Annotated in this window: 23 protein-coding genes; 12 read left to right on the forward strand and 11 right to left on the reverse strand. The window is 44.7% G+C overall.

The genetic code is table 11. From position 1 onward, the window contains the following. Positions 1-25 precede the first annotated feature (25 nt). The 6 genes from dksA (at position 26) to panC (ending at position 5,063) form a co-directional block, all read left to right on the forward strand. Positions 26-472 carry an RNA polymerase-binding protein DksA gene (gene dksA / locus JKJ11_RS14400; RefSeq protein WP_006072667.1) on the forward strand — a complete coding sequence of 149 codons (447 nt, stop codon included), beginning with the start codon at positions 26-28 and terminating at the stop codon, positions 470-472. 66 nt (positions 473-538) lie between these two features. Then, complete coding sequence (gluQRS, locus tag JKJ11_RS14405; RefSeq protein WP_252038373.1) at positions 539-1,426, forward strand: tRNA glutamyl-Q(34) synthetase GluQRS; 888 nt, start codon at positions 539-541, stop codon at positions 1,424-1,426. Between the two features lie 87 nt (positions 1,427-1,513). Beyond that, positions 1,514-2,863: a polynucleotide adenylyltransferase PcnB gene (gene pcnB, locus JKJ11_RS14410; protein ID WP_252038374.1), complete on the forward strand. Its 1,350-nt coding sequence runs from the start codon at positions 1,514-1,516 to the stop codon at positions 2,861-2,863. After that, entirely contained in the window at positions 2,863-3,348 is a 486-nt protein-coding gene (gene folK, locus JKJ11_RS14415; protein WP_252038375.1) for a 2-amino-4-hydroxy-6-hydroxymethyldihydropteridine diphosphokinase, read from the forward strand. The genes pcnB and folK overlap by 1 nt, the downstream gene beginning before the upstream one ends. A 24-nt stretch (positions 3,349-3,372) precedes the next feature. Next, positions 3,373-4,167: a 3-methyl-2-oxobutanoate hydroxymethyltransferase gene (gene panB / locus JKJ11_RS14420; RefSeq protein WP_006072660.1), complete on the forward strand. Its 795-nt coding sequence runs from the start codon at positions 3,373-3,375 to the stop codon at positions 4,165-4,167. A gap of 8 nt (positions 4,168-4,175) precedes the next feature. Further along, positions 4,176-5,063, forward strand: coding sequence for a pantoate--beta-alanine ligase (gene panC / locus JKJ11_RS14425; protein ID WP_124940254.1), 888 nt, complete (start codon positions 4,176-4,178; stop codon positions 5,061-5,063). A gap of 90 nt (positions 5,064-5,153) precedes the next feature. On the opposite strand, the gene JKJ11_RS14430 is transcribed toward panC, so the two are convergent. Then, positions 5,154-6,410 carry a methyl-accepting chemotaxis protein gene (locus JKJ11_RS14430; RefSeq protein WP_198558305.1) on the reverse strand — a complete coding sequence of 419 codons (1,257 nt, stop codon included), beginning with the start codon at positions 6,408-6,410 and terminating at the stop codon, positions 5,154-5,156. Positions 6,411-6,544: 134 nt separating this feature from the next. On the opposite strand from JKJ11_RS14430, the gene JKJ11_RS14435 reads away from it, so the two are divergent. Beyond that, positions 6,545-7,312, forward strand: a complete 768-nt coding sequence (locus tag JKJ11_RS14435) for a potassium channel family protein (RefSeq protein WP_006072654.1) — start codon at positions 6,545-6,547, stop codon at positions 7,310-7,312. Between the two features lie 46 nt (positions 7,313-7,358). Here the strand turns inward: JKJ11_RS14435 and JKJ11_RS14440 are convergent, their stop codons facing one another. Then, the gene (locus JKJ11_RS14440) at positions 7,359-8,876 is read right to left on the reverse strand and encodes a CYTH and CHAD domain-containing protein (protein ID WP_006072653.1); all 1,518 of its coding nucleotides are present in this window, start codon (positions 8,874-8,876) and stop codon (positions 7,359-7,361) included. Between the two features lie 205 nt (positions 8,877-9,081). On the opposite strand from JKJ11_RS14440, the gene JKJ11_RS14445 reads away from it, so the two are divergent. The 3 genes from JKJ11_RS14445 to JKJ11_RS14455 all read left to right on the forward strand — a co-directional run bounded on the left by JKJ11_RS14445 (position 9,082) and on the right by JKJ11_RS14455 (position 11,982). Beyond that, entirely contained in the window at positions 9,082-9,762 is a 681-nt protein-coding gene (locus JKJ11_RS14445; RefSeq protein WP_038222611.1) for a TIGR00153 family protein, read from the forward strand. A 124-nt stretch (positions 9,763-9,886) separates the two neighbouring features. After that, positions 9,887-11,149 carry an inorganic phosphate transporter gene (locus JKJ11_RS14450; protein ID WP_038224033.1) on the forward strand — a complete coding sequence of 421 codons (1,263 nt, stop codon included), beginning with the start codon at positions 9,887-9,889 and terminating at the stop codon, positions 11,147-11,149. Positions 11,150-11,370: 221 nt separating this feature from the next. Continuing rightward, on the forward strand, positions 11,371-11,982 hold the full coding sequence (locus tag JKJ11_RS14455; RefSeq protein ID WP_006072646.1) for a TIGR04211 family SH3 domain-containing protein: 612 nt from the start codon (positions 11,371-11,373) through the stop codon (positions 11,980-11,982). A gap of 74 nt (positions 11,983-12,056) precedes the next feature. On the opposite strand, the gene rpoS is transcribed toward JKJ11_RS14455, so the two are convergent. From rpoS to JKJ11_RS14500, 9 genes are all read right to left on the reverse strand, one after another. Then, positions 12,057-13,034, reverse strand: coding sequence for an RNA polymerase sigma factor RpoS (gene rpoS / locus JKJ11_RS14460; protein ID WP_006072644.1), 978 nt, complete (start codon positions 13,032-13,034; stop codon positions 12,057-12,059). Between the two features lie 115 nt (positions 13,035-13,149). Further along, positions 13,150-14,106, reverse strand: a complete 957-nt coding sequence (nlpD, locus tag JKJ11_RS14465) for a murein hydrolase activator NlpD (RefSeq protein WP_124940255.1) — start codon at positions 14,104-14,106, stop codon at positions 13,150-13,152. Continuing rightward, entirely contained in the window at positions 14,107-14,730 is a 624-nt protein-coding gene (locus tag JKJ11_RS14470; protein ID WP_006072640.1) for a protein-L-isoaspartate(D-aspartate) O-methyltransferase, read from the reverse strand. A 4-nt stretch (positions 14,731-14,734) separates the two neighbouring features. Further along, positions 14,735-15,499: a 5'/3'-nucleotidase SurE gene (gene surE, locus JKJ11_RS14475; protein ID WP_006072638.1), complete on the reverse strand. Its 765-nt coding sequence runs from the start codon at positions 15,497-15,499 to the stop codon at positions 14,735-14,737. A 4-nt stretch (positions 15,500-15,503) separates the two neighbouring features. Next, positions 15,504-16,481, reverse strand: coding sequence for a tRNA pseudouridine(13) synthase TruD (gene truD / locus JKJ11_RS14480; protein WP_252039126.1), 978 nt, complete (start codon positions 16,479-16,481; stop codon positions 15,504-15,506). A 12-nt stretch (positions 16,482-16,493) separates the two neighbouring features. Beyond that, the gene (ispF, locus tag JKJ11_RS14485; RefSeq protein ID WP_006072635.1) at positions 16,494-16,973 is read right to left on the reverse strand and encodes a 2-C-methyl-D-erythritol 2,4-cyclodiphosphate synthase; all 480 of its coding nucleotides are present in this window, start codon (positions 16,971-16,973) and stop codon (positions 16,494-16,496) included. Continuing rightward, positions 16,970-17,680, reverse strand: a complete 711-nt coding sequence (gene ispD / locus JKJ11_RS14490) for a 2-C-methyl-D-erythritol 4-phosphate cytidylyltransferase (RefSeq protein ID WP_006072633.1) — start codon at positions 17,678-17,680, stop codon at positions 16,970-16,972. Before ispD ends, ispF begins: the two co-directional genes overlap by 4 nt. Then, positions 17,677-17,958, reverse strand: coding sequence for a cell division protein FtsB (ftsB, locus tag JKJ11_RS14495; RefSeq protein WP_006072631.1), 282 nt, complete (start codon positions 17,956-17,958; stop codon positions 17,677-17,679). Before ftsB ends, ispD begins: the two co-directional genes overlap by 4 nt. Before the next feature lie 116 nt (positions 17,959-18,074). Next, positions 18,075-18,728 (reverse strand): PilZ domain-containing protein, encoded by a 654-nt coding sequence (locus tag JKJ11_RS14500; RefSeq protein ID WP_252038376.1) that lies wholly within the window; start codon positions 18,726-18,728, stop codon positions 18,075-18,077. A gap of 220 nt (positions 18,729-18,948) precedes the next feature. On the opposite strand from JKJ11_RS14500, the gene JKJ11_RS14505 reads away from it, so the two are divergent. After that, a complete protein-coding gene (locus tag JKJ11_RS14505) occupies positions 18,949-21,081 on the forward strand; it encodes a TonB-dependent siderophore receptor (protein WP_252038377.1) in 2,133 nt (710 codons plus the stop codon). A 188-nt stretch (positions 21,082-21,269) separates the two neighbouring features. Further along, a complete protein-coding gene (locus JKJ11_RS14510) occupies positions 21,270-23,039 on the forward strand; it encodes a bifunctional lysophospholipid acyltransferase family protein/GNAT family N-acetyltransferase (RefSeq protein ID WP_252038378.1) in 1,770 nt (589 codons plus the stop codon). The last annotated feature ends 24 nt before the right edge of the window (positions 23,040-23,063 follow it).

Genomic DNA, 23,063 nt, shown 5'->3' on the forward strand with positions numbered 1-23,063 from the left:
ACTAGGTGTAAGTAGGAGATGCTGCATGCCAGAAACTAAGAAAAAAGCGCTAGGCATCCTAGCCATTGCAGGTGTTGAACCATATCAAGAGAAAGCTGGTGAAGAATACATGTCACAAGCTCAAATGGATCACTTTACAAAAATTTTGAGCGCTTGGCGCAACCAACTTAGGGAAGAAGTTGATCGAACTGTGCACCACATGCAAGACGAAGCAGCTAACTTTCCTGATCCCGTTGACCGCGCGTCACAAGAAGAAGAGTTCAGTCTCGAACTTCGCAACCGTGACCGCGAACGTCGCTTAATCAAAAAGATTGAGAAGACACTAAACAAGATTGAAGAAGACGAGTTTGGCTTCTGTGAATCTTGTGGTATCGAAATCGGTATCCGTCGTTTAGAAGCTCGTCCTACTGCCGATTTATGTATCGACTGTAAGACTCTTGCAGAGATCAAAGAAAGACAAATGCAAGGCTAATAAGCGATAAGAAAAGGGAGCAAACGCTCCCTTTTTTGATCCACTACTTCATACGAAACTAATACTATGTACATAGGTCGATTTGCCCCCTCTCCCTCAGGTCCACTCCATTTTGGTTCCTTAATTGCCGCTCTGGGAAGTTATTTCCAAGCCAAAAGCCATTCAGGTCAGTGGTTAGTTCGAATAGAAGACATTGATCCTCCGCGTGAAGTGACTGGGGCAGCCTCGCTTATCTTAAAAACATTGGAAGCCTATCAATTGCATTGGGATGGTGATGTTCTTTACCAAAGCTCTCGGTTGGAGGCTTATCAGGCTCAAATCGACCATTGGCTACATCAAGGGCAAGCTTATTTGTGTGAGTGCACCAGAAAGCAAATAAAAGCACAAGGTGGATACTACCAAGGTACGTGTCGTGATAAAGCACTGAGTGCAAGCGATCAGTGCGCAGTCCGTCTCAAAATGCACCACCCGGTTGAATCCTTTATCGACCAACGATATGGCCAACTGGACATCCCTAGAGCTTTAGCTGAAGAAGACTTCATTATTAAGCGTCGTGACGGGTTGTTTGCCTACAACCTTGCGGTGGTGCTCGATGATATTTACCAGAACATCACTGAAGTTGTTCGCGGTGCTGACCTTATTGAGCCGACAGGTCGTCAAATCAGCTTATATAAGACATTAGAGGTGGAACCAGTGAGCTACCTGCATCTTCCGCTGGCAATTGATGATAATGGCAACAAGTTATCCAAACAAAATCATGCCACCGCTATTGATTTAGATAATCCAAGACCCACATTACTCAATGCAATGCGTTTTCTTGGTTTCAACATTGATAGCCATATTGAAACAGAAAACATAGAGACTATCATCCAGTGGGGCGTGGAAAACTGGCAGCTTTTACAACTACCAAATGAGCTCAAAATCAAACCGCCATTCTCAAATGAGGCTCTCTAAGCTATCATAAGCGGCAAATTTCATGCGTCAGGCACGGAATGTACGCCAAAACTGCGTCATTTCGCGAACCTAAATTGCGTTAATATTATGAATAAAAAAGAAAATTCTCAAAAAGTTCAACCGGTCTATCACGAGCTTTCATTGCAGACTTATAGCCGAGACGAACACAACATCTCGCGCAAGCAGATCAGCGAAAATGCGTTAAAAGTCTTATATCGCCTTAATGGTGCAGGATATGACGCATATCTCGTTGGCGGCGGCGTGCGCGATCTGCTGCTTGGAGAACAACCTAAAGATTTTGATATAGCCACTAACGCAACGCCAGAGCAGATCAAAAAACTATTTAGGAATTGTCGTCTCATTGGTCGACGTTTTCGTCTTGCACACATTATGTTCGGTCGCGATATTATTGAAGTCGCTACCTTCCGTGGACACCATCAAGAACAAGAGAAAAACGTTTCTCAACAGAGCAAAGAAGGCATGCTACTGCGCGACAATGTCTATGGTTCTATTGATGAAGATGCAGAGCGTCGTGATTTCTCAATCAATGCGATGTATTACAACATCGGCGACTACTCCATTCACGACTATGCAGGTGGAATGGAAGATCTAGAAGATCGTTTAATTCGTCTTATCGGTGAGCCTGAAGTTCGCTACCGCGAAGATCCAGTGCGTATGCTGCGCGCTATACGCTTTGCTGCCAAATTAGATTTTGACATTGAAGAAGACACAGCAGCGCCGATTGAAGAACTTGCACCATTATTGCGTGATATCCCATCTGCTCGCTTATATGAAGAGTCATTAAAGCTATTACAGTCTGGGTATGGACTAGAAACCTATCACCTATTGAGGGAATACAATTTATTCCAACAATTGTTCCCAATCATAGCGCCGCACTTTACTGAAGAGTATTCTTCTCGCACTGAGCAAGTCTTAGACTTGGTGTTGGATGCTACCGATGAGCGCATCGAAGAAGGTAAACGCGTAAACCCTGCGTTTATGTTTGCTGCCATGCTTTGGTACCCAATGATGGAATATGCCACTCGATTAATGTCAAAAGGCATGTCTGAGTACGACGCTATCATGGAAGCTAGTAATAATATCCTTGATGAACAAGTCAAATCGACAGCGATCCCGCGCCGTCATACCGCAACGATTCGCGAGATATGGCAACTGCAATTGCGACTGCCTCGTCGTTCAGGCAAGCGAGCTTACCGACTGATGGAGCTTAACAAGTTCCGAGCGGGCTTTGATTTCCTCGAAATGCGTGGTGAAATTGAAGGCGGTGAAGTAGCTACTTTGGCAAAATGGTGGGCAACGTTCCAATCAGCGGGTCGTAATATGCGTCAAGCCATGGTCAATGACCTTGGTGGTTCAAGCTCTCGTTCTGGTTCTCGTCGCAGAAGAACACCGAAGAAATCTAAGAGCGCTGAGTAATGATCACTTGTTTTATAGCGATTGGCAGCAATCTTTCAAATCCCGTAGCTCAAGCTAACGAAGCGATTGAAGCACTTAAGCACTTACCAAAGAGTAAGCTCACGATTTGCTCCTCGCTTTATAGCAGTACACCAATGGGGCCACAAAATCAGCCTGATTACATTAATGCTGTCGCGCAAATTTCTACCGAATTAACGCCACTTGAGCTCCTCGATTGCACGCAAGCGATCGAACTGGAACAAGGGCGTGTCCGTAAAGATGAGAGATGGGGCCCAAGAACTCTTGATCTCGATATTATTCTTTATGGCAATGAGGTGATCGATTCCGAGCGCCTAACCGTTCCTCATTATGGGATGAAAGAGAGAGAGTTTGTTCTCTATCCGCTTCTGGAAATCGCACCAAATTTACAACTCCCTGACGGGACTGAGCTCAAAACACTGGTGGACAATGTGTCACGTAATGGGCTCAGAGTTTGGCAATCGTAGCCAACCCCTAAGTAAGGATTAAAAATGAAAAAAATCACCATCAACGATCTTGTTAAATGGAAACAAGAAGGTCGTAAATTTGCAACGTCAACCGCGTATGATGCGAGCTTTGCAGGTTTATTTGAAAGCCAAGAAATGCCAGTTCTACTAGTGGGTGATTCACTAGGTATGGTACTTCAAGGCCGCAACGACACACTTCCTGTAACAGTAGAAGACGTTGTTTATCATACTCGTAGTGTACGTGCAGGCAGCCCAAACTGTCTTCTTATGGCCGACATGCCTTTCATGAGCTATGCCACTCCAGAGCAAGCTTGTGAGAATGCGGCAAAGCTGATGCGTGCAGGCGCTAACATGGTTAAAATTGAAGGCAGTGATTGGCTCGTTGATACCGTAAGAATGCTGACTGAACGTGCTGTTCCAGTTTGTGCTCACCTAGGTTTAACGCCGCAAAGCGTCAATATTTTTGGTGGTTATAAAGTTCAAGGTCGCGATCAGAAGAATGCAGACAAAATGGTACGTGACGCACTGGCTCTTCAAGAAGCTGGCGCTCAAATCGTTCTATTGGAATGCGTTCCTCAAGAGCTCGCAAAACGTATCACAGAAGCGCTCGATGTCCCTGTTATTGGTATCGGTGCAGGTAACACTACTGATGGCCAAATCTTAGTGATGCATGACATGTTTGGTATTTCGGCGAACTACATGCCTAAGTTCTCGAAAAACTTCCTCGCAGAAACTGGTGATATGCGCAGTGCTGTCGCGAAGTACATCGCTGATGTGGAAAGCGGCGCTTTCCCTGATGACGCTCATACGATTGCCTAGGGGGAATCATGCAAACTTTAGCTGATATTGCTGAACTTAGAGAGCAAATTGCACTACTTAAGCGCGAACAGCGTCGAATTGCCTTTGTTCCTACTATGGGTAATTTGCACGAAGGCCATCTTACTTTAATGCGCAAAGCACGCGAACATGCTGATGTCGTCGTCGCGAGCATTTTTGTTAATCCGATGCAATTTGATCGTGCGGATGACTTAAACAACTATCCACGCACGCTTGACGAAGATATGGCGAAGTTGACGGCTGAAGGTGTCGACTTATTGTTCACGCCAACACCAGAAGTTATGTACCCACAAGGCTTGGATAAACAGAGCTTTGTTGAGGTTCCAGGCATTTCTCACATGCTTGAAGGTGCTTCACGTCCAGGGCACTTTAGAGGCGTATCAACTATCGTCACTAAGCTGTTCAATATCGTTCAGCCAGACGTAGCTTGCTTTGGTGAAAAAGATTACCAGCAACTGGCGCTTATCCGTCAAATGGTGAGCGATCTTGCCATGAATATTGACATTGTCGGTGTCCCAACAGTGCGTGAAATGGATGGCTTGGCAATGAGCTCACGTAATGGTTATCTGACAATGGATGAACGCCAGCGTGCACCTGTGTTAGCAAAAACCATGCGTTGGATTAACAGTGCAATTCGCGGTGGTCGTGATGATTACGCTTCCATTGTTGAAGACGCAAGTGATCAATTGCGTGCAGCAGGTCTTCAGCCAGACGAAATTTTCATTCGCGACGCACACAGCTTGCAACCGATTAGCAGTGATTCAACGCACGCGGTTATTTTGATGTCGGCTTTCTTAGGAAAAGCGCGTCTAATTGACAACCAAGTCTTAGAGTTACAACAGCAACAAGCGGAAACAGAATCAGCAGAAGAAAACTAGCACTGTAGTTTTTGTTGCTACAGTGCACACATTCGTTGGATACAAAAAAGGGGTCACTGTAATCAGTGACCCCTTTTCTATTATTGCGAATTAAACTCTAAACGATTGAATCTTACCATCGAGTTCTGTTGCGTTATTCTGCATCATTTCCGACGTTTCCAACAGCTCAGTAACAACCACAACCGACGCTTCGACCAGCTCTCTTACATTAGTCAGGTTTTGATTCATCTCTTCGGCAACACTGCTTTGCTGACCCGCTGCAGTGGCAATTTGGAAGTTCATATCATTAATCTGATTGACTTGATTCACAATGCCATCAAGTTCTACACCGGCATTGGTGACAAGTTCTACACCGTCGGCCGCTTCGACCACGCTCTTTTCCATCAATTCAACCGCTGAATTGGCGCTTGATTGCAGTTGAGAAATCATCTCTTGGATTTCTACTGTCGCCTGCTGTGTGCGTTGAGCGAGATTGCGCACTTCATCCGCAACAACAGCAAAGCCTCGGCCTGCCTCTCCTGCACGTGCAGCTTCAATAGCTGCATTAAGCGCTAGAAGGTTAGTCTGCTCTGAAATACCTTGAATGGTGCCCACAACACTGCCGATGGACTCAACACGTTCTTCAACTTGGTTTACCGCTTGCGCAGAAGCTGCGATATCATCCGACAACTCACTCATTTTAGTCACAGTGCCTTGAACAAAACGTTGACCTGTCGATGCCTGCCCTGAAGCTTGTTCTGTTAGCTGAGAAGCATTCTGAGCGTGATCTGCAACGGTCTGAACCGTTGAAGTCATTTCACTCATTGCCGTGGCAAGCTGATCGATTTCGTTAAACTCTTCTTGAGAAGACTCTTTGGTTTCAGACATGCTTAACGTCATCACTTCAGTGAGCGTCGCGAGTTCTTGAGAAGTAACCACTTGAGTCTTGATGATATCTTGCAGCTGAACACGAGTGCGTTCTAGCTCTCTAGCAACGTCACCGTACTCATCTTTACAATCCATGTTGACCGGCACGGTCAGGTCTTTGTCCGCCATGCGTTTGATAGCATCGCTGAGATATGTAGTTTGTTTTAACATCGTTTTAGCGGCGAATAATAAGAGCGCAACAAAGAGCACGATCATCAATGCTGTTTGCCAAACCACTTGAACCAAGTAGGCTTCATAATGCTGTTGCGCGACCTCTGCACTTTGCGTCGCAGCAAGCAATGAATCATAAAATGTACTGGCATCCCATAATTGCTTGCTAACCAACAGAACCGTACTAAATATCATCAACATCAACATCTTAGGAACTAAGCGCACGTCCGTTATTACACGCTCCCAAGGTTTAAATGCCAGTGTGGTCATTATCCGTTCTCCATTATTTATTATATAGTTAGGGTGTCTTTACCTAACTTTGATGCCAACGTCATTTACTTGTACGTTACCTTCGCTAAAGGAAATGGCACGCATGAGCCCAAGTTATTTATTTCGAGCCTCGTATGAAAGCAAATGATACCAAAACTGAAACTAAGCCTCTGAGTTTATTGTCACTTTTTCTGTCGTTTATGGCGCTATTTGTGATCTCAGCCTTGTTGTTTGCGCCTATCAATAGCGATGAGCGTACCGTCCTTATCGGCCTAGACTTTATAATCTGTAGTTTATTTCTGCTGCAGCTTTTCATAGATCTGATCCGCTCCACAGATCGTCTGCAATTTATGAAAACCCACTGGATCGATTTTGTCGCTAGTGTACCTATGATTGAGCCGCTACGTTTTGCCAGAGTGTTTCATATCTTTAGAGTTATTTTGGTTATCCGTTCTGGTGAGGCCCTACTAAGACAACTGGCGCGGAATAAGCACGAAACCACCATTGCTTCTATTTTATTACTACTGATCTTACTGATCACCGCAGGCGCTGGGCTTATGCTCTGGGCGGAAGGAGATGATCCCGAAGCCAATATTCAGCATATCGGCGATGCAGTTTGGTGGGCTTTCGTTACCGTTTCAACAGTGGGCTATGGAGATCATTACCCTGTTACGGGTTTGGGAAAAGCGCTAGCTGGAGTGATTATCATCTGTGGTGTTGGTTTGTTTGGTATGACATCAGGTTTGATTACCTCGCTGCTTTCCTCACCAAGTTCAATGGATGAAAGGCGTTCCAAACATAAAGAAGTGATGCTACAGAAGGTGTTAAACCAACAAGAAATCATCTTACACAAGCTAGAGAAAATCGAAAGAAAAATGGACTCGCTGGATTCCAATAAATAACAAAAAAGAGGCACCACGCCTCTTTTTTGCAGCAATTAATTAGCCACTAGTCCTGCCAGTAAGGCTGAGCTTCAATACTGATTTGTCGAGTTTGCTCCATCGCATGTAGTATGGAGCTCTCCTGGCGTTTCAACCAACGTTCTAGTTGCTGTTGCTCTTCGCCTTCTAATTTTGTGACTAAGCGCTCTAAAGGCTCCAACATCAGTAAGTCGTCGATTCCCTGAAGTAAATCTGCCCAAGGAAGCCGGAAACTATTGCGCTCATCCATATTATAAAGGCTAGCAAAACCAACACCGGTGTAGAGATTCCTCATCAAACGATATTGTTGGTCGATGTAATCCTGTCGAGTGAGCAGTTTCTCTGGTGGGAAAGCCTCAATCAACTCAGCCCAAGTGCGTGCAAGCTGTTTGATGGAAAACGGCTTAATGTTTTGCGCCATCTTATCGCGAGCTTTGTCATCAAGAAACGGCTGCCAGCCTCGCGATAAAATCCAGCGACTTAGGTCTAGTAATAGACCTGCATAGCGTGCCGAGTGAATCAATTTCAGCATGTCTTCACGATCAGGTAGCTCTTGCTCCATCTCTTTCAGCTCAGCAACCAAATACTTTCTTGCATCCAGCTTTCTTAGAACATGCCCTTTATCTTCAAGTAACGTTTCGAAGTGATCATAACTCTTGAGCCAGCTTAGCTCCTCTTCTAACCACTTCAATTCTTGTCGTACAATTGCACTAGCACGGCGAGGAACAATGCCACCGTAAACAGTAAGAATCTGGCGAATAAAGCTTAGTGCATGACTAATTTCATGCAGCGCTTCTATGGACTCATGCTCAACGTAAATTTGCTCATGATAATGCCAGTGAGCTAGAGCATGTTCGAGAGACTGAATAAAGCAGGTTTCTACACTATCGCTTTCTACGGTGTCGACTAAATCCATTGTCTTGACGGGATCACCTTCGTAATCCATTGCCAAGCGATAACCTCTCGCCGCTTTACTTAAGTTACCTAAGCGAATGCCACCGTCTTCACTAAATGAGCGAGCCAATGTGAATAGCGCATCGGTTTGACCTGATTTTAACTCCAGCTCCACTTCGCAAATGGGATAAGTTTTATCACCCGAAGAGACCACTCCTTGATCGAAGGCCACTTCCACTTGGCTACCATCAGCCATACCAATCAACCACTGTTCACGCGTAAAGTCTGTCGCAAAAATAGGTGTCAGTTCTGCTTGCAATACATCGATATCTTTTCCTTGAGGATAGATATCTACTGGGTGAAGTGTGAGCAATGGAGAGTTGGAAGTGTGTTCTGCATTAAATTCTGGACGTTGGTGCAAACCTGCAACCACGCGTCCAGATGTTTTTACAGTTTGAACAAAAACATCATCAAAACGGCGAATTCTTAAGCCAATATCATGTTGGCGTAACCAGTTATCAGGAGTATCGAAGTAAGTGTTTCCTAACTCACGACAACTGTGCTGAAGTACTTTTGTTTCAGAAATTTTGTTACGTAAAGTTTCTGAAAATTCAGGAGAAACAAAAAACTTCAGTTCTATCTCGGTTTCCATAGTTTTACCTTTCGGGGACACTCACAACAGGATATGAGCAATCGATGCGTTCAGCAAGTGACAAATATCACCCAAATGATGATCTAAAACAGTTTAAATCAGACTTTTAATGGGTTACCATGCGCGCCTTTATAGCCATCGCTCAACATTTCACCATGAATTGGTGTATGTTTATTTCAGGTTATATTAATTAGGTTGAATGACCATGCCAGTAAATACAATTATGGGGTTATTTGCAAAGTCCCCTATTAAGCCTTTGCAGCGCCACGTAGTGTGCGTAACAGAATGTTGTTCTCATCTTATCAACTTCTTTGAGACTAGTGCTCAAGGCGATTGGGAGAAAGCAGCAGAGATCCGTGCGCAGATTTCTCACCTAGAGAAAGAAGCGGACGTACTTAAGCGTGAAATACGCTTAAAACTACCACGCGGTTTATTCATGCCTGTGGATCGTAGCGACATGCTTGAGCTACTTACACAGCAAGATAAGTTAGCGAACCTATCAAAAGACATTGCCGGTCGTGTATACGGTCGACAACTCGTCATTCCAGCTCCACTGCAAGAAAACTTCATCGCTTATGTAAAGCGTTGTCTTGATGCAGCTAACCAAGCTCAAAAAGTAATTAACGAGCTTGATGAACTGTTAGAGACTGGCTTTAAAGGCCGCGAAGTTACGCTTGTAGCAGAAATGATTCATCAGCTAGATATCATCGAAGATGACACTGATGCAATGCAGATCCAACTTCGTCAGCAATTGATGACGATTGAGCACGACATGAATCCAATTGATGTCATGTTCCTCTACAAGATTTTTGAATGGGTCGGCGGTATTGCAGATCAAGCACAGCGTGTAGGCGCTCGTCTTGAAGTGATGCTGTCTAGGTCTTAATCGAACGTTAACTAAGTAACAAAGAGCAAGGATGAATTAGGCGTTGAGCACAGACAATGCTTAAGAGTTTGCCCTGCGCCTAAAGAATTGCTCCGCTTGTTATGAAACAAAACTAGGTATTACAATGGATATTCTTGCAAACTACGGCACTATCCTAATTATTGTTGCAGCAGTATTCGGTTTCCTTATGGCAATCGGTATTGGTGCAAATGATGTTGCCAATGCAATGGGTACTTCTGTTGGCTCTAAAGCTCTAACAGTTAAGCAAGCGATCATCATCGCGATGATCTTTGAATTTGCTGGCGCATACCTTGCCGGCGGTGAAGTGACTGACACGATTCGTAAAGGTGTTATTGAAACGTCACTGTTCGCCCATCAACCTGACATTCTTGTCTACGGTATGATGTCCTCTCTACTTGCCGCAGGTACATGGCTACTTCTAGCTTCTTACATGGGCTGGCCAGTATCAACGACACACTCAATCATCGGTGCCATCATTGGTTTCGCATGTGTGTCAGTCGGTACTGAAGCGGTAGACTGGGGCTCAGTTAAAGGCATCGTAGGTAGCTGGGTTATTACCCCTGTTATTTCTGGCTTTTTTGCTTACGTAATATTTATCAGTGCACAACGACTGATATTTGATACTGAAAAACCACTGTTTAACGCAAAGCGCTTTGTGCCAGTTTACATGTTCATTACTACCATGGTTATCGCCCTGGTAACGATTAAAAAAGGTCTTAAGCACGTAGGTCTGCACCTAGAAGGTATGGAAGCGTGGTTCTGGGCTGCAGGTGTTTCTGCACTCGTTATGATCGGTGGTTACATCTATATCCAACGTAAGTTTGCTGACCGTGAGGAAGATCATGGTTTTAGCGGCGTTGAAGGTATCTTCAGTGTTCTAATGGTTATCACAGCTTGTGCAATGGCATTCGCACACGGTTCGAACGACGTAGCTAACGCAATTGGTCCACTGTCTGCGGTAGTATCTACCGTTGAACACATGGGCGAAATTACAGCGAAAAGCTCTATCGCTTGGTGGATTCTTCCATTAGGTGGTATCGGTATCGTTGTTGGTCTTGCAACAATGGGCCACAAAGTAATGGCGACTGTTGGTACGGGTATTACCGAACTAACACCAAGCCGTGGCTTTGCTGCACAGCTAGCAACAGCTTGTACGGTTGTTTTGGCTTCAGGTACAGGTCTTCCTATTTCGACCACGCAAACACTTGTAGGTGCGGTTTTAGGTGTTGGTTTTGCTCGCGGTATTGCTGCACTAAACTTAGGTGTTGTTCGTAACATCGTAGCTTCTTGGATTGTTACGTTACCAGCAGGTGCACTACTAGCGGTCGTATTCTTCTACGCTATGCAAGCCATCTTTGGTGCATAAGCACGATGTGCAATAAAGTCAGAGAGATGTGAAGCTCACGTCATATTTGACTCAAATTCAAATAAAGGGAGGCTTTGCCTCCCTTCTTTGTTGCACCCCGTTAAGAAACTTCATACTATTTGCCCATTCTTAAAAATTTACAAATTGAGAGTACGTCTCCGCGACCAAAGCGAACGATACTTTCTTGTTCATTCCCCATTGAAACACTTAAGGGACTTACTGTGAAAAAACTGATCTGCATGATCATGGTGTCATTACTGGCAGCCCCTGCTGCATTGGCGCAGGATCGTTATATTGCTGACAAGCTATTTACTTATATGCATTCTGGCCCTAGCAGCCAATATCGAATCATTGGCAGCATCAATGCTGGTGACAAAGTTCGACTACTCTCCACTAATAGAGAGAATGGTTACTCTCAAGTTCAAGATAGCCGTGGCCGCAAAGGCTGGGTTGAAACTAAGTATGTGACCACTCAAGAGAGCATGGCAGTGCGTCTTCCGCGTCTTGAGAAAGAACTGACTGAAGCGAAATCACTACTGGCTAACGCTCGTGAAACAGCGAACAGCGAAAAAGATGGTCTAGTGAGCTCTCTAGAAGCACGTAACAAGCAAATTGCTGAACTGGAGCAAAACTACTCAGATATCAGCTCGCAGCTAACCTCATCTCAAACTGAAATCCGTGAGCTGCGCGCAAAGCTGGATACACAGAAAGAAGACCTACTGCTGCGCTACTTTATGTATGGCGGTGGTGTAGCTGGAGCAGGTCTGTTGTTTGGTTTGATTCTTCCACACATCATTCCTCGTCGTAAGAAGAGTCCAAACGGCTGGGCATAAGACAGTTCAGCATTACGCACAGACAAAAATACCGCCTAATTTGGCGGTATTTTTTTGTTCATGAGACGAATAGTTTAATCGTCATCGAAATTGAACAGTGACTCCATATTCAACCCTTGTTTGATCAGGATATCGCGAAGTCGACGTAAGCCTTCAACTTGAATCTGTCTCACGCGTTCACGGGTCAGATTAATCTCACGTCCTACTTCTTCTAGTGTCGATGGCTCATAACCGAGCAGACCAAAACGTCGTGCTAGTACTTCTTTCTGCTTAGGGTTTAGCTCGTCAAGCCAGTGAATCAGCGAAGACTTGATATCATCATCTTGAGTCGATACTTCAGGGTCTGAATGCGTTGAGTCAGGAATAATATCTAGGAGTGCTTTTTCACCATCACCGCCAATCGGTGTATCTACTGAGCTAATACGTTCATTTAGACGTAGCATCTTAGACACATCACTGACTGGCTTATCAAGCTTCTGTGCAATCTCTTCTGCTGTAGGCTCATGGTCTAGCTTCTGTGATAACTCACGAGCAGTACGCAAATAGATATTGAGTTCTTTCACTACATGAATCGGAAGACGAATGGTGCGAGTCTGATTCATTAACGCACGTTCAATCGTTTGTCGGATCCACCAAGTGGCGTAAGTAGAAAAACGGAAGCCTCGTTCTGGGTCAAACTTTTCGACTGCTCGAATCAAACCAAGGTTTCCTTCCTCAATAAGATCAAGCAGCGCCAGCCCACGATTACTGTAACGTCGAGAGATCTTCACCACCAAACGTAGGTTACTTTCGATCATACGTTTACGAGCGGCTTCGTCACCCTTTAGGGCACGTCGCGCATACAGGACTTCTTCTTCCGCGGTAAGTAATGGAGAGAAACCAATTTCGCCTAAGTAAAGCTGAGTCGCATCCAGGCTTTTCGCCGATGCGTCATACATATCTTTATCTTCAGAAATGGATTCATCGTTGGTAAGTGCGTTTTCGACGATCTCCGTTGATTCCGTTTCAACGTCGAAGTTTTCATTTTTGGTTACTGCATTGCTGATACTCATAGCGCCTCCCCCTGGCGAGCTAGCAAAACATGACTACAAACTATGTCGCTAACCTTCTCTGATAACGTCAATCAAATTGCAAGTAGCTTTCGTATTGTAAATACGTATACGGTAATTACGGTAAGTAACGCTTAGGATTTACCGATTTACCTTGGTAACGAATTTCAAAGTGCAGTCTTACACTATTGGTTCCGGAGCTTCCCATTGTTGCGATTTTTTGTCCGGCTTTTACACTTTGTCCTTCTGATACCAACAACCGATCGTTATGTGCGTAGGCACTGAGGTAGTTATCGTTATGCTTAACAATAACCAAATTTCCATAACCTCTGAGTGCATTACCCGAATAAACCACGGTTCCTTTTGCAGTGGCAACAATCGCTTGGCCTCTCTGGCCTGCAATGTCGATACCTTTATTTCCTTGGTCCCCTGCAGAAAAGTTCTTTATTACACGTCCCTTGGTTGGCCATTGCCAGCTCGTTACTTTGCCGCTAGAGCTAGGTGGTGGCTTCGGCTTGGTTTGAGCAGTGCTCTGTTTTGCCGTATTGGGTTTTGTGTTATTAACATTTTGTTTACCTTTAGAGTCACCATACTCCTTTGTTTTTGATTGATCAACCTTCTTAGTGGCTGTTTTTTGACTATTTTGCGTTGATGAACTACCCGTCTTCGCTTTGGAGGATTGCGAGTTAGAAGACTTAGCTTTAGCGGTGGTAGAACCCGCGGCAGCTGTTGCAGTAGAAGCCGCAGCCACTTCCCCAGCACCAGAGCCAGCGTACGCAGGAGGAGTATAAACAGGTCGCCACAAATTGAGGCGCTGACCAGGATGAATGGTGTAAGGAGAACGAAGATTATTTAGTCGAATCAGTTCCTTAACGTCTTTATCCGTTTTGTAGGCGATGAAATAGAGGGTATCACCCTTTTGCACTTCGTAATAACTACCGCGATAGCTCCCTCGAGAGACATTATCGTACCTGCCTCCCAAATCTGAGACAGGTGCAGGCGAACGCCCAGCACACCCAACAAGTGCACTGGACAACATAATTACGGAACCCACGGCCTTCAAACGGCTTTGCATTTACGCTAATTCACCTGCAATCAAAGGAACAAACCTTACTAATTCAATAACTTCGGTATTAAAACTATCACCTTTTCGAGTGATTTTTAATAGTTGTTGTTCATCATCACCAACAGGAATTACAAGTCGCCCACCTTCTGTGAGCTGAGACAGTAAAGCGTCAGGGACTGTCGCCGCTGCAGCTGTCACAATAATCGCATCAAAAGGACCTTTTGCTTTCCATCCTTGCCAACCATCACCATGTTTAGTCGAGACATTGTAAATATCGAGTCTCTTTAGACGACGTTTAGCATCCCATTGAAGAGATTTGATTCTTTCTACCGAGAAGACGTGCTCAACTATTTGAGCTAAAACTGCAGTTTGGTAGCCAGAACCCGTTCCTATCTCGAGTACTTTAGTTTCTCTTGATAGCTCTAAAAGCTCGGTCATTTTGGCGACAATATAAGGTTGAGATATCGTTTGACCAGCGCCAATAGGCAACGCATTGTTATCATACGCTTGATGTATCATCGCTTGAGACACGAACTGTTCTCTGGGTACAGATTGAATCGCTTCTAATACTGCACCATTGGTAATGCCATGCCCTTTGATAAACTCAACGAGTCGTTCCGCTTGCGGATTCATTACCTTAATCTCTCCCTGCTATCCAACGTTCCATTGCACCAATTGATTCATGCGCGGTCAAATCCACCTGAAGTGGAGTAATGGAAATATGGCCATGCTCTATTGCATAGAAATCCGTTCCTATACCCGCATCTTGCTCTTTCCCCGGAGGACCTAGCCAATAGATATCATGACCACGTGGGTCCTTCTGTTTAATCATACTCTCAGCATGATGGCGCGCGCCTAATCGAGTCACCTCAACCTGACCTAATTGCGCTAATGGAAAATCTGGAATATTGATATTCAACAAGCGATTAGTTGGGACTCTTTGCTTAAGATGTCGCTCCACAAACTGACGAGCGATAATCGCCGCAGCGGTAAAGTTCTGTTTGCCTACCAAGCTAAATGCAATGGATTGAACTCCAAGAAAGTGCCCTTCCATAGCTGCGGCAACCGTTCCGGAATACAAAACATCGTCACCAAGGTTTGCGCCATGATTAATACCAGATAGCACGAGATCGGGCAGGTCATCTTTCATTAGCTCATTGAGTGCAAAATGCACACAGTCCGTAGGTGTGCCTTGCACAGAGTACACACCCGGCTCAATTTGATTAACGCGCAGAGGCTGTTCTAGCGTCAATGAGTTGGAGGCACCAGATCGGTTGCGATCTGGTGCAACAATGGTTACTTGCGCAATATCACTAAGTTCTTTCGCTAGTGCTCGAATGCCTTCGGCATGCACCCCATCATCATTGCTGATTAAAATGCTAAGTTTTTTACTCATATCCATGTGTTTAGAATTGTCGTTCCACTTCTTCTATTTGAGCCAGCTCTCGTAAGATTGATGTTGCAAAGCTACCTGAGTCTAAAAAGAAAGAAAGCGTCACAGCATCATCTTCTAGCTGACTTTTTAATGATTCAGGCTTTAGTAAGATAGCTCGGCGATCGTGTCGCATACGATTACCACGAATCAGCATCATGAGGTCAGGCTCTTGATCTACCGCGTTCTGCTCAAGTGTTAAAGCATCTTGCTCTGTCGGCAGTGCGTTATCACCAGCTAGCGCAGCGGTAATCACGCCATTATCGTCCAGAATATCACCCGCGATTGCACTCTCGAAACACTGAGCTTCGATGCGCTTAGAGACAATCTCGTTGAAAACCCAAGAGCGAGCCGCCGACAAATATAGGCTGCGCTTATTTTGGTTACGAGTTCGTACATTTTCACGTCCCCAACGTCTTGCTTCGGTGACATTGCCGCCATCTCTACCAAATCGTTGCTGACCAAAATAGTTAGGAACACCACTTGCTTCGACTTGCTGTAATCTCGCGCTCAATTCCGTTATATCAGAAACATCCGTAAGACGAATATCAAACTCATTCCCAGCCAAATCACCAGGCCTTAACTTCTTGTTATGCCAGTCAGTTGCTACTATCTCAATACTAGGATATTGCTTATGAAAGTCGGCAAAGTCAGGAACATTCTTTTTCGGTAGATGCACACTCAACCACTGTTCTGTCACGGCGTGTCTGTCTTTAAGACCTGCCCAACCTATATCTTTAGACTTGACCCCGCAAAACCTCGCCAGTTCGTTGGCAACAAAGCTGGTATTCTCACCATTTTTGCGAACGCGTAGCATCAAATGCTCGCCTTCTCCTGTGAGCTCATAGCCAAGTACTTCGCTAACCACAAAATCTTCATTGGTCGCTTTAAATTTGGCTGTCGTGGTCGGCTTACCGTATAGGTAGGCTAAGTGTTGTAAAACATCAGTCATCATCGCTGCCTATTAAGACGTAATTTTGCTAATCAATACCACTGCTTCAGTGGCAATTCCTTCTTTACGTCCTGTAAAGCCTAATCTTTCAGTTGTCGTTGCCTTCACATTGACGTTACCAATATCGGTATCTAAGTCTTGTGCAATGACTTGGCACATGCTGTCAATGTGAGGGGCCATTTTAGGTGCTTGTGCCATGATGGTGATATCCGCATTAACCAGTTCGTAGCCTTTCGCTTTCACTTTACTGTACACATCACGAAGTAGAGCGCGACTATCCGCTCCTTCCCACTCAGCATCAGTATCTGGAAAGTGACGACCAATATCTCCTGCGGCGATAGCTCCAAGCAAGGCATCACATAAAGCGTGAAGTGCAACATCACCATCAGAGTGTGCGATCAGTCCTTGCTCGTAAGGGATGGCCACGCCGCCAATGATTACAGGACCTTCGCCACCAAACTTATGAACGTCAAAGCCATGGCCTATTCTCATTGTTGTACTTCCTCTTTCATTAAATAAAATTCAGCCAGAGCTAAATCTTCTGGCCTAGTAATTTTGATGTTGTCTCCACGCCCTTCAACTAGCAATGGAGAAAGCCCAGTCCACTCAACAGCAGACGCTTCATCGGTAATAGAAACCCCTTCCTCTAGTGCATTAGTAAGTGCACTATGAAGTAGCTCTACTTTGAACATTTGTGGCGTCAACGCATGCCACAAACCCACTCGCTCTACAGTATGGTCAATACCATTAACGTCATCGGCTCGCTTCATGGTGTCTTTCACGGGCGAAGCTAAAATTCCGCCAACCGGGTGTACGGACACTTCATAAATCAGCTTGCTGATATCTGCCAAGGTGATACAAGGGCGAGCGGCATCATGAACCAAACACCACGCATTAGGAATACGCTGTTTAACGTAGTCGATGGCAGCGAGTACCGAGTCGGCACGCTCATTACCACCAGCAACACGCACTACTGGCTTTTCCGATAAAAATGACAGTCCAGAATAATAAGGGTCATTTTCACTAACAGCGACAATGACGCTTTCGACACTTGGATGTGACAGTAACTTATCAACCGTATGCTCTAAGATGGTTTTGTCATTAATCTTAAGGTATTGCTTAGGGAGGTCAGCTTGCATACGACTGCCCACGCCAGCAGCTGGCACAATAGCAATGATAGGATGGTGTTCAGGGATCATTGGTTGTCCTCACCTATGATGCGATAGAACGTCTCTCCGTCTTGAATCATTCCTAGTTCATGTCGTGCTCTTTCTTCAATGGCATCAAGCCCTTGTCGAAGGTCATCAATCTCCGCAAACATCTCGTTATTACGTGTCTGTAGGTTTTGATTCACTTGCTGTTGCACTTGGATTTCTGATTCAACTTGATTGAAGTCGACGATACCGTTTTTTCCAAACCAGAGAGTATATTGCAACCAAGAAAAAACAACTAACAACACTAGGGTAAAGATACGCATAAACTGGCACGTTCCATCGAAAAAATCTGCTCTTTATATAGCACAGTTTACACCTTGAAATAAGCGAAGAGAAAGCCTTGTTCTCGACTAAGGTGAAAAGTAAGTGCCTACTCGCCCTAATGACTGGCTTGAAGAGACCATTCGGCAAGTGTCATTTTTAGGTTATTTGACATCAATACCTGCTGGTTGAATTGAATTCCGATTAACGAACCCACTCCATGCTTTTTAATACTAGCTATTTCGAAGGTAATTCCTGCGGGTAAAAAACGATTCAGCTCACAATCTATTTTTACCTCTAGCCCTTTACAAAAATCATGTTCTGAAGCGATAAAAATACCACAACCAGACAACGAGAAATCCACCATTGTTGCTTCGGTTTGCGCTTTACCAACAGAAAGAGAGCAAGGAATTGCAAGCTTATAACGCGAATGCTCTCTAATGGGCTTAGATACGAAGTTGTTGGGAGGTGAAAGATAAATCTGTTTACTAGGCACACTAGAATCGGCAATGCACTGACAAGTAAACGCCACTACATGTCCGTACCCCGTATCCGTCAACCCCCTGACAATCACCTCTTTTTCTCTCAAGGCACAAATCGTCTCTTGCTCCAGTTCTTGCACATCCACAACCAAATAGTCATCAAATTTAAAGCCGATTAAAGACGCAGGTAGCCCTTTGAGCGGCTCTTCACCTGTAACAGAAAGACTGAGTTTCATACCTGTTTTAAGGTAACGATAACATTCATATTGTTTTTTTTGTCCCCATTCCACTGACGCTATCCTTTTGTTTACCAACAAATTAATTACACCTCATTTACCTGTTTGATGCAATCCATCAGCCTAAATTTCAAAAGATACAGATTGTTACATTTAGCAATATTGCAAATGATAATAAATAGCATTAGCATTCACCTCGCTACTAATATGATGTCATATACCAATAATAAACTATTCAATTTGTCTCGATTTTTACGAGCAAGGAAAGCCCAGAATGAAATTCCAAGTGACCACACTTTGCAGTGCCGTGGTACTCGCACTTAACACCTCTCCAGCATTTGCCGAACAAAACAAATCGAGTGTGGATGAAACACTCGTCGTACATGCGCAAAGCTTTGATGACTATAAAGTTGACAGTGCTTCAGGTGCTATGCGCACCGATGCCTCTATGTTAGAAACCCCGCAATCTGTAAACGTGATTCCCGAGATTGTCTTGGATGAACAACTGGCAACCACATTAGGTGAAGCGTTGCAAAACGATGCTAGTGTCAGCGCAGGCTCACAGAAATGGAATAGAGAAACGTTCTACTTACGTGGATTTGAGCTGTCATCAACCAATGGCTACTTGCGCAATGGTCACTCACTATTCACTCACTACATGTTGCCAATTGAAACCTTAGATCGCATTGAGGTCATAAAGGGTCCATCCAGCCTTTTATACGGTAACTCAGCGCCAGGCGGCATGATTAATATGGTGTCAAAAAAGCCGACTGCGACTCCAAAAGTCAACGTAGGTGCAGATTTTGACGATCTAGGGAGCACACGCTATCACGTTGATGCATCGGGCAAATTGAATGAATCAGGGACACTTCGTGGTCGTACTGTCTTAGTAAAACAAGACAGTGTTGAAAGTAGAAAGTACGCAACGGGTGATAACCGAGAACGCGATCGTTTTCTAGGTTATGGCGTCATTGAAGCTGATCTTTACGACTGGGGTCTACTCTCTTTCAACTACGAAAAGACTCAAGATAATGCACCGATCGACTCAGGCTCTTGGTTGGACCTAAATGGTAATCGAATTGGCGATAAAGAAACCATCAGAGACGCTCACTGGTCATTCATCAACAACGATGTAGAAAACTTTGGAGCTGATCTTAATCTGTATATCAATACACAATGGGAAGCCAAACTAAGCTACAACTTACAGGACATGAAGCGTCATCGCTATGATTCGATGCCGACACCAGACTCTAATACGCTCGTTGATGGCAGTTACACCATGAGCCCATTTGATCGTCATGATCATTGGAAAACTCAAGCTTTCCACGCAGATCTTCACGGTAACTTCACTGCTCTCAATGTGGATCACCAAGTCTTGATCGGTACAAATGGCCAGTTCTATGACTATGCGCAGCAGCGAGTGAAAGGCAGCTCAATTAGTGTGCAACCTGGTGAGAACCCAGCAAACCCAGGGCTAGACTATAACAATGCCACGTCTACTTATGAAAGTAACAACCATTTCTACGGTTTTTATGCTCAAGATTTAATCACTTTCAATGACCAGTGGCAAGCACTTGTAGGTGGTCGATATGACATGTACTTTGCCGATGGTACCAACTCAAAAGATGAAGTTGTAAGCGGTGCAAATGACAGTCAATCCTTCTCTCCAAAAGCAGGCTTGATATTCCATCCAAGCTATAATGGTAGCATTTACGCTAACTACTCTGAGAGCTTCAACCCAGTCTCTAACGTGGTTAATGATGACAACTCTATTACCGAGCGTGTACCTGAGAAAAGCCGTCAGTACGAGTTGGGCACAAAATGGGAGCTAATGGATAATCGTTTACTGCTTACTGGTGCTATATTCGATATTGAGAAAAAGAACATCAGTATCAAAGAGAATGGAATCACGACACAAAACGGTACTCAGCGCCACCAAGGCGTAGAAGCTGGTGCACAAGGTCAAATCGCCGATAAATGGTTTGTGATGGCAACCGGTATGTACTTAGATGCAAACTTCGACAAACATGATAAATACCAAGATAAACGTCCAGCCAACGTTCCAGAGTGGAGTGGCTCTGCATGGACTCGCTATGCGATGACTGACTCGACGGCATTTAACCTTGGTATGTTCTATCAAGGTGAGCGCTGGGCTGATAATGCTAACACCGTCAAACTGGATGGTTACGTGCGCTTTGATGCCGGTGCATCACACAAAATTAAGAGCGATTATGTCGTGTGGGATTTCCGATTCAATATCGAAAACCTCTTTGATAAAGAGTATGTTGCCGGCACAGGTGGTGGTGGCGAATATACCACTAAACCAGGTAGCTCGACAGGTGTGATCAACGATGTTCATTTCGGAAATGAACGCCGATTCAAACTGTCCGTGAACGCAACATTCTAAACTAACTAAATCGAGCCCAGCGACCTCATCGCTGGGCTTTTTCTTCTCACTGTCTCATATCCCTCTAATTCGATGTCACGATTTTGACATCAACACGTCATCCATCTTCCATCTGCTGTTCGCCATTTTGACATATCAACGTCATAGCATTTTAACCACATTAATTTGGCTTATGTTCAGAGGTTGTCATGGAAACTACCAGTCCTTTTCGTCTGCCGCGCAGGTCTCCACTAGGCCTAGCAGAAAACGTTACTGAGTGGGCTACTGGCCTGTCAGTTTTAGACCGATTATACGCTCAACGTCCTGCAGATTGTGATACCGAGACTTTCTTGCGTTTCACGTTGGATATCCTAGGTATTGATTATCGCATCGAAGCCGGCAGTAGTGAGACGATACCTAAAACTGGAGCAACCATCATCGTAGCTAATCATCCTCTGGGTTGTGTTGAAGGCGTCATCTTGGCTGAGGTGCTACTGCAGATTCGCAAGGACGTGAAAATTCTTGCCAATGAATTTCTTAAACTGGTTCCGGAGCTGGAGCCTTTGTTCATCGGCGTAGATGTGTTCAACGGAACCAATGCACATCGATCAAACTCCAGAGCATTGCGACAAGCCAACCAACATTTAGAACTTGGTGGCCTTCTGCTTGTATTTCCTGCAGGCGAAGTGTCACAACTGGTTGACAGAAAATCGCTTCAACTGGAGGATAAGCAGTGGAGCCGCTCCGTAAGTACCCTTATCAAAAGAAATCAGGCAACCACTGTGCCAGTGCATATCGGCGGCGTTAACTCCAAACACTTCTACTTGGCAGGAAAGGTCCACCCGATGCTGAGAACGGCCATGCTAGGTCGCGAGCTTCTCAATAAAAAGAACACCGCCATCCGAATTTCAATTGGCAACAAAATCAAGTTTAAAGAGGTGAGTTCGCTAGACAGTCAGCAGCTAGTTAGTTATCTGCGCCTTAATACCTATTTGCTCAATCAGCAACATCCTGAAAGAAACCATAGCTCACTTTCTTCTCATCAACATGAGCAAGCCATAGCCTCAGAAACTCACCTCAGCGAACTGCTTGAGGACATCGAACTCCTTCCTCAAGAGCACTTACTCCTTACTAGCGGTGAGTTTGAGGTTTACTGTACCACCATGGATCACATTCCTGCGGTGATGCGAGAAATCGGACGTATAAGGGAAATTAACTTTCGACAAGTTGGAGAAGGAACGGGGCAATCTTTAGACATCGATCAGTTTGATCAGCTCTATCAACACCTATTTGTTTGGGACAAGGAGAAACAAAAGTTGGTCGGCGCTTATCGTCTAGGTCTCGTTGATCAGCTCATTAAGCAAGGGGATATGCGCACCTTATACTCTCGCACCCTGTTTAACTTCGAGCACACTTTCTTAAATACAATGGGCAAATCCATTGAAATGGGACGCAGTGTTGTCGCAGAAGAATACCAAAAGAGCATGAGCGCCCTACTACTGTTGTGGAAAGGTATTGCGGAATTTGTACGTCGAAATCCAAACTACACTCATCTATTTGGTCCGGTGAGTATTAGCAATGACTATAGCGACATCGCTCGCCAGCTCCTCACCGACACAATGACCTTGCATCACTACGATAATGACAGTGCAAGATATGTAAGCGCGTCTAATCCCCCTAAACAAAGTCGCCATAGACAGTGGTGCCCTCAAACACTGGGTGCTCTAGCGGACGTTCAACTGTTGTCGCGCGTTATCTCAAGACTGGACACTGGAAAAAGCGTACCTGTCTTGTTAAGACAATACCTAAACTTAAACGGCAAGTTGGTTTGTTTTAACGTCGACCCCAACTTCAATGACGCATTGGATGGTTTGATCGTTGTCGATCTCACCTCGGTACCTCATAAATCCTTAGCTCGCTATATGGGATCTGAACACGCTAAACAGTATCTAAACAAGCACAATGCTATGTCCATTTAGTGTCTACGTTACCTTCTTCAAAGC

The organism is Vibrio sp. SCSIO 43133, from assembly GCF_023716845.1.
GTDB classification, from domain to species: Bacteria; Pseudomonadota; Gammaproteobacteria; order Enterobacterales; family Vibrionaceae; genus Vibrio; species Vibrio mediterranei.

Excerpts from the sequence above, each read along its gene's own strand:
- gluQRS (WP_252038373.1), top strand. The coding sequence starts at position 539 with ATGTACATAGGTCGATTTGCCCCCTCTCCCTCAGGTCCACTCCATTTT.
- JKJ11_RS14510 (WP_252038378.1), top strand. The coding sequence starts at position 21,270 with ATGGAAACTACCAGTCCTTTTCGTCTGCCGCGCAGGTCTCCACTAGGC.
- nlpD (WP_124940255.1), bottom strand. The coding sequence starts at position 14,106 with ATGCAAAGCCGTTTGAAGGCCGTGGGTTCCGTAATTATGTTGTCCAGT.
- ftsB (WP_006072631.1), bottom strand. The coding sequence starts at position 17,958 with ATGCGTATCTTTACCCTAGTGTTGTTAGTTGTTTTTTCTTGGTTGCAA.
- dksA (WP_006072667.1), top strand. The coding sequence starts at position 26 with ATGCCAGAAACTAAGAAAAAAGCGCTAGGCATCCTAGCCATTGCAGGT.
- ispD (WP_006072633.1), bottom strand. The coding sequence starts at position 17,680 with ATGATCCCTGAACACCATCCTATCATTGCTATTGTGCCAGCTGCTGGC.
- truD (WP_252039126.1), bottom strand. The coding sequence starts at position 16,481 with ATGACTGATGTTTTACAACACTTAGCCTACCTATACGGTAAGCCGACC.
- JKJ11_RS14450 (WP_038224033.1), top strand. The coding sequence starts at position 9,887 with ATGGATATTCTTGCAAACTACGGCACTATCCTAATTATTGTTGCAGCA.
- panC (WP_124940254.1), top strand. The coding sequence starts at position 4,176 with ATGCAAACTTTAGCTGATATTGCTGAACTTAGAGAGCAAATTGCACTA.
- panB (WP_006072660.1), top strand. The coding sequence starts at position 3,373 with ATGAAAAAAATCACCATCAACGATCTTGTTAAATGGAAACAAGAAGGT.
- ispF (WP_006072635.1), bottom strand. The coding sequence starts at position 16,973 with ATGAGAATAGGCCATGGCTTTGACGTTCATAAGTTTGGTGGCGAAGGT.
- JKJ11_RS14440 (WP_006072653.1), bottom strand. The coding sequence starts at position 8,876 with ATGGAAACCGAGATAGAACTGAAGTTTTTTGTTTCTCCTGAATTTTCA.
- JKJ11_RS14470 (WP_006072640.1), bottom strand. The coding sequence starts at position 14,730 with ATGAATCCGCAAGCGGAACGACTCGTTGAGTTTATCAAAGGGCATGGC.
- folK (WP_252038375.1), top strand. The coding sequence starts at position 2,863 with ATGATCACTTGTTTTATAGCGATTGGCAGCAATCTTTCAAATCCCGTA.
- JKJ11_RS14505 (WP_252038377.1), top strand. The coding sequence starts at position 18,949 with ATGAAATTCCAAGTGACCACACTTTGCAGTGCCGTGGTACTCGCACTT.
- JKJ11_RS14430 (WP_198558305.1), bottom strand. The coding sequence starts at position 6,410 with ATGACCACACTGGCATTTAAACCTTGGGAGCGTGTAATAACGGACGTG.
- JKJ11_RS14435 (WP_006072654.1), top strand. The coding sequence starts at position 6,545 with ATGAAAGCAAATGATACCAAAACTGAAACTAAGCCTCTGAGTTTATTG.
- pcnB (WP_252038374.1), top strand. The coding sequence starts at position 1,514 with ATGAATAAAAAAGAAAATTCTCAAAAAGTTCAACCGGTCTATCACGAG.
- rpoS (WP_006072644.1), bottom strand. The coding sequence starts at position 13,034 with ATGAGTATCAGCAATGCAGTAACCAAAAATGAAAACTTCGACGTTGAA.
- surE (WP_006072638.1), bottom strand. The coding sequence starts at position 15,499 with ATGGATATGAGTAAAAAACTTAGCATTTTAATCAGCAATGATGATGGG.
- JKJ11_RS14445 (WP_038222611.1), top strand. The coding sequence starts at position 9,082 with ATGCCAGTAAATACAATTATGGGGTTATTTGCAAAGTCCCCTATTAAG.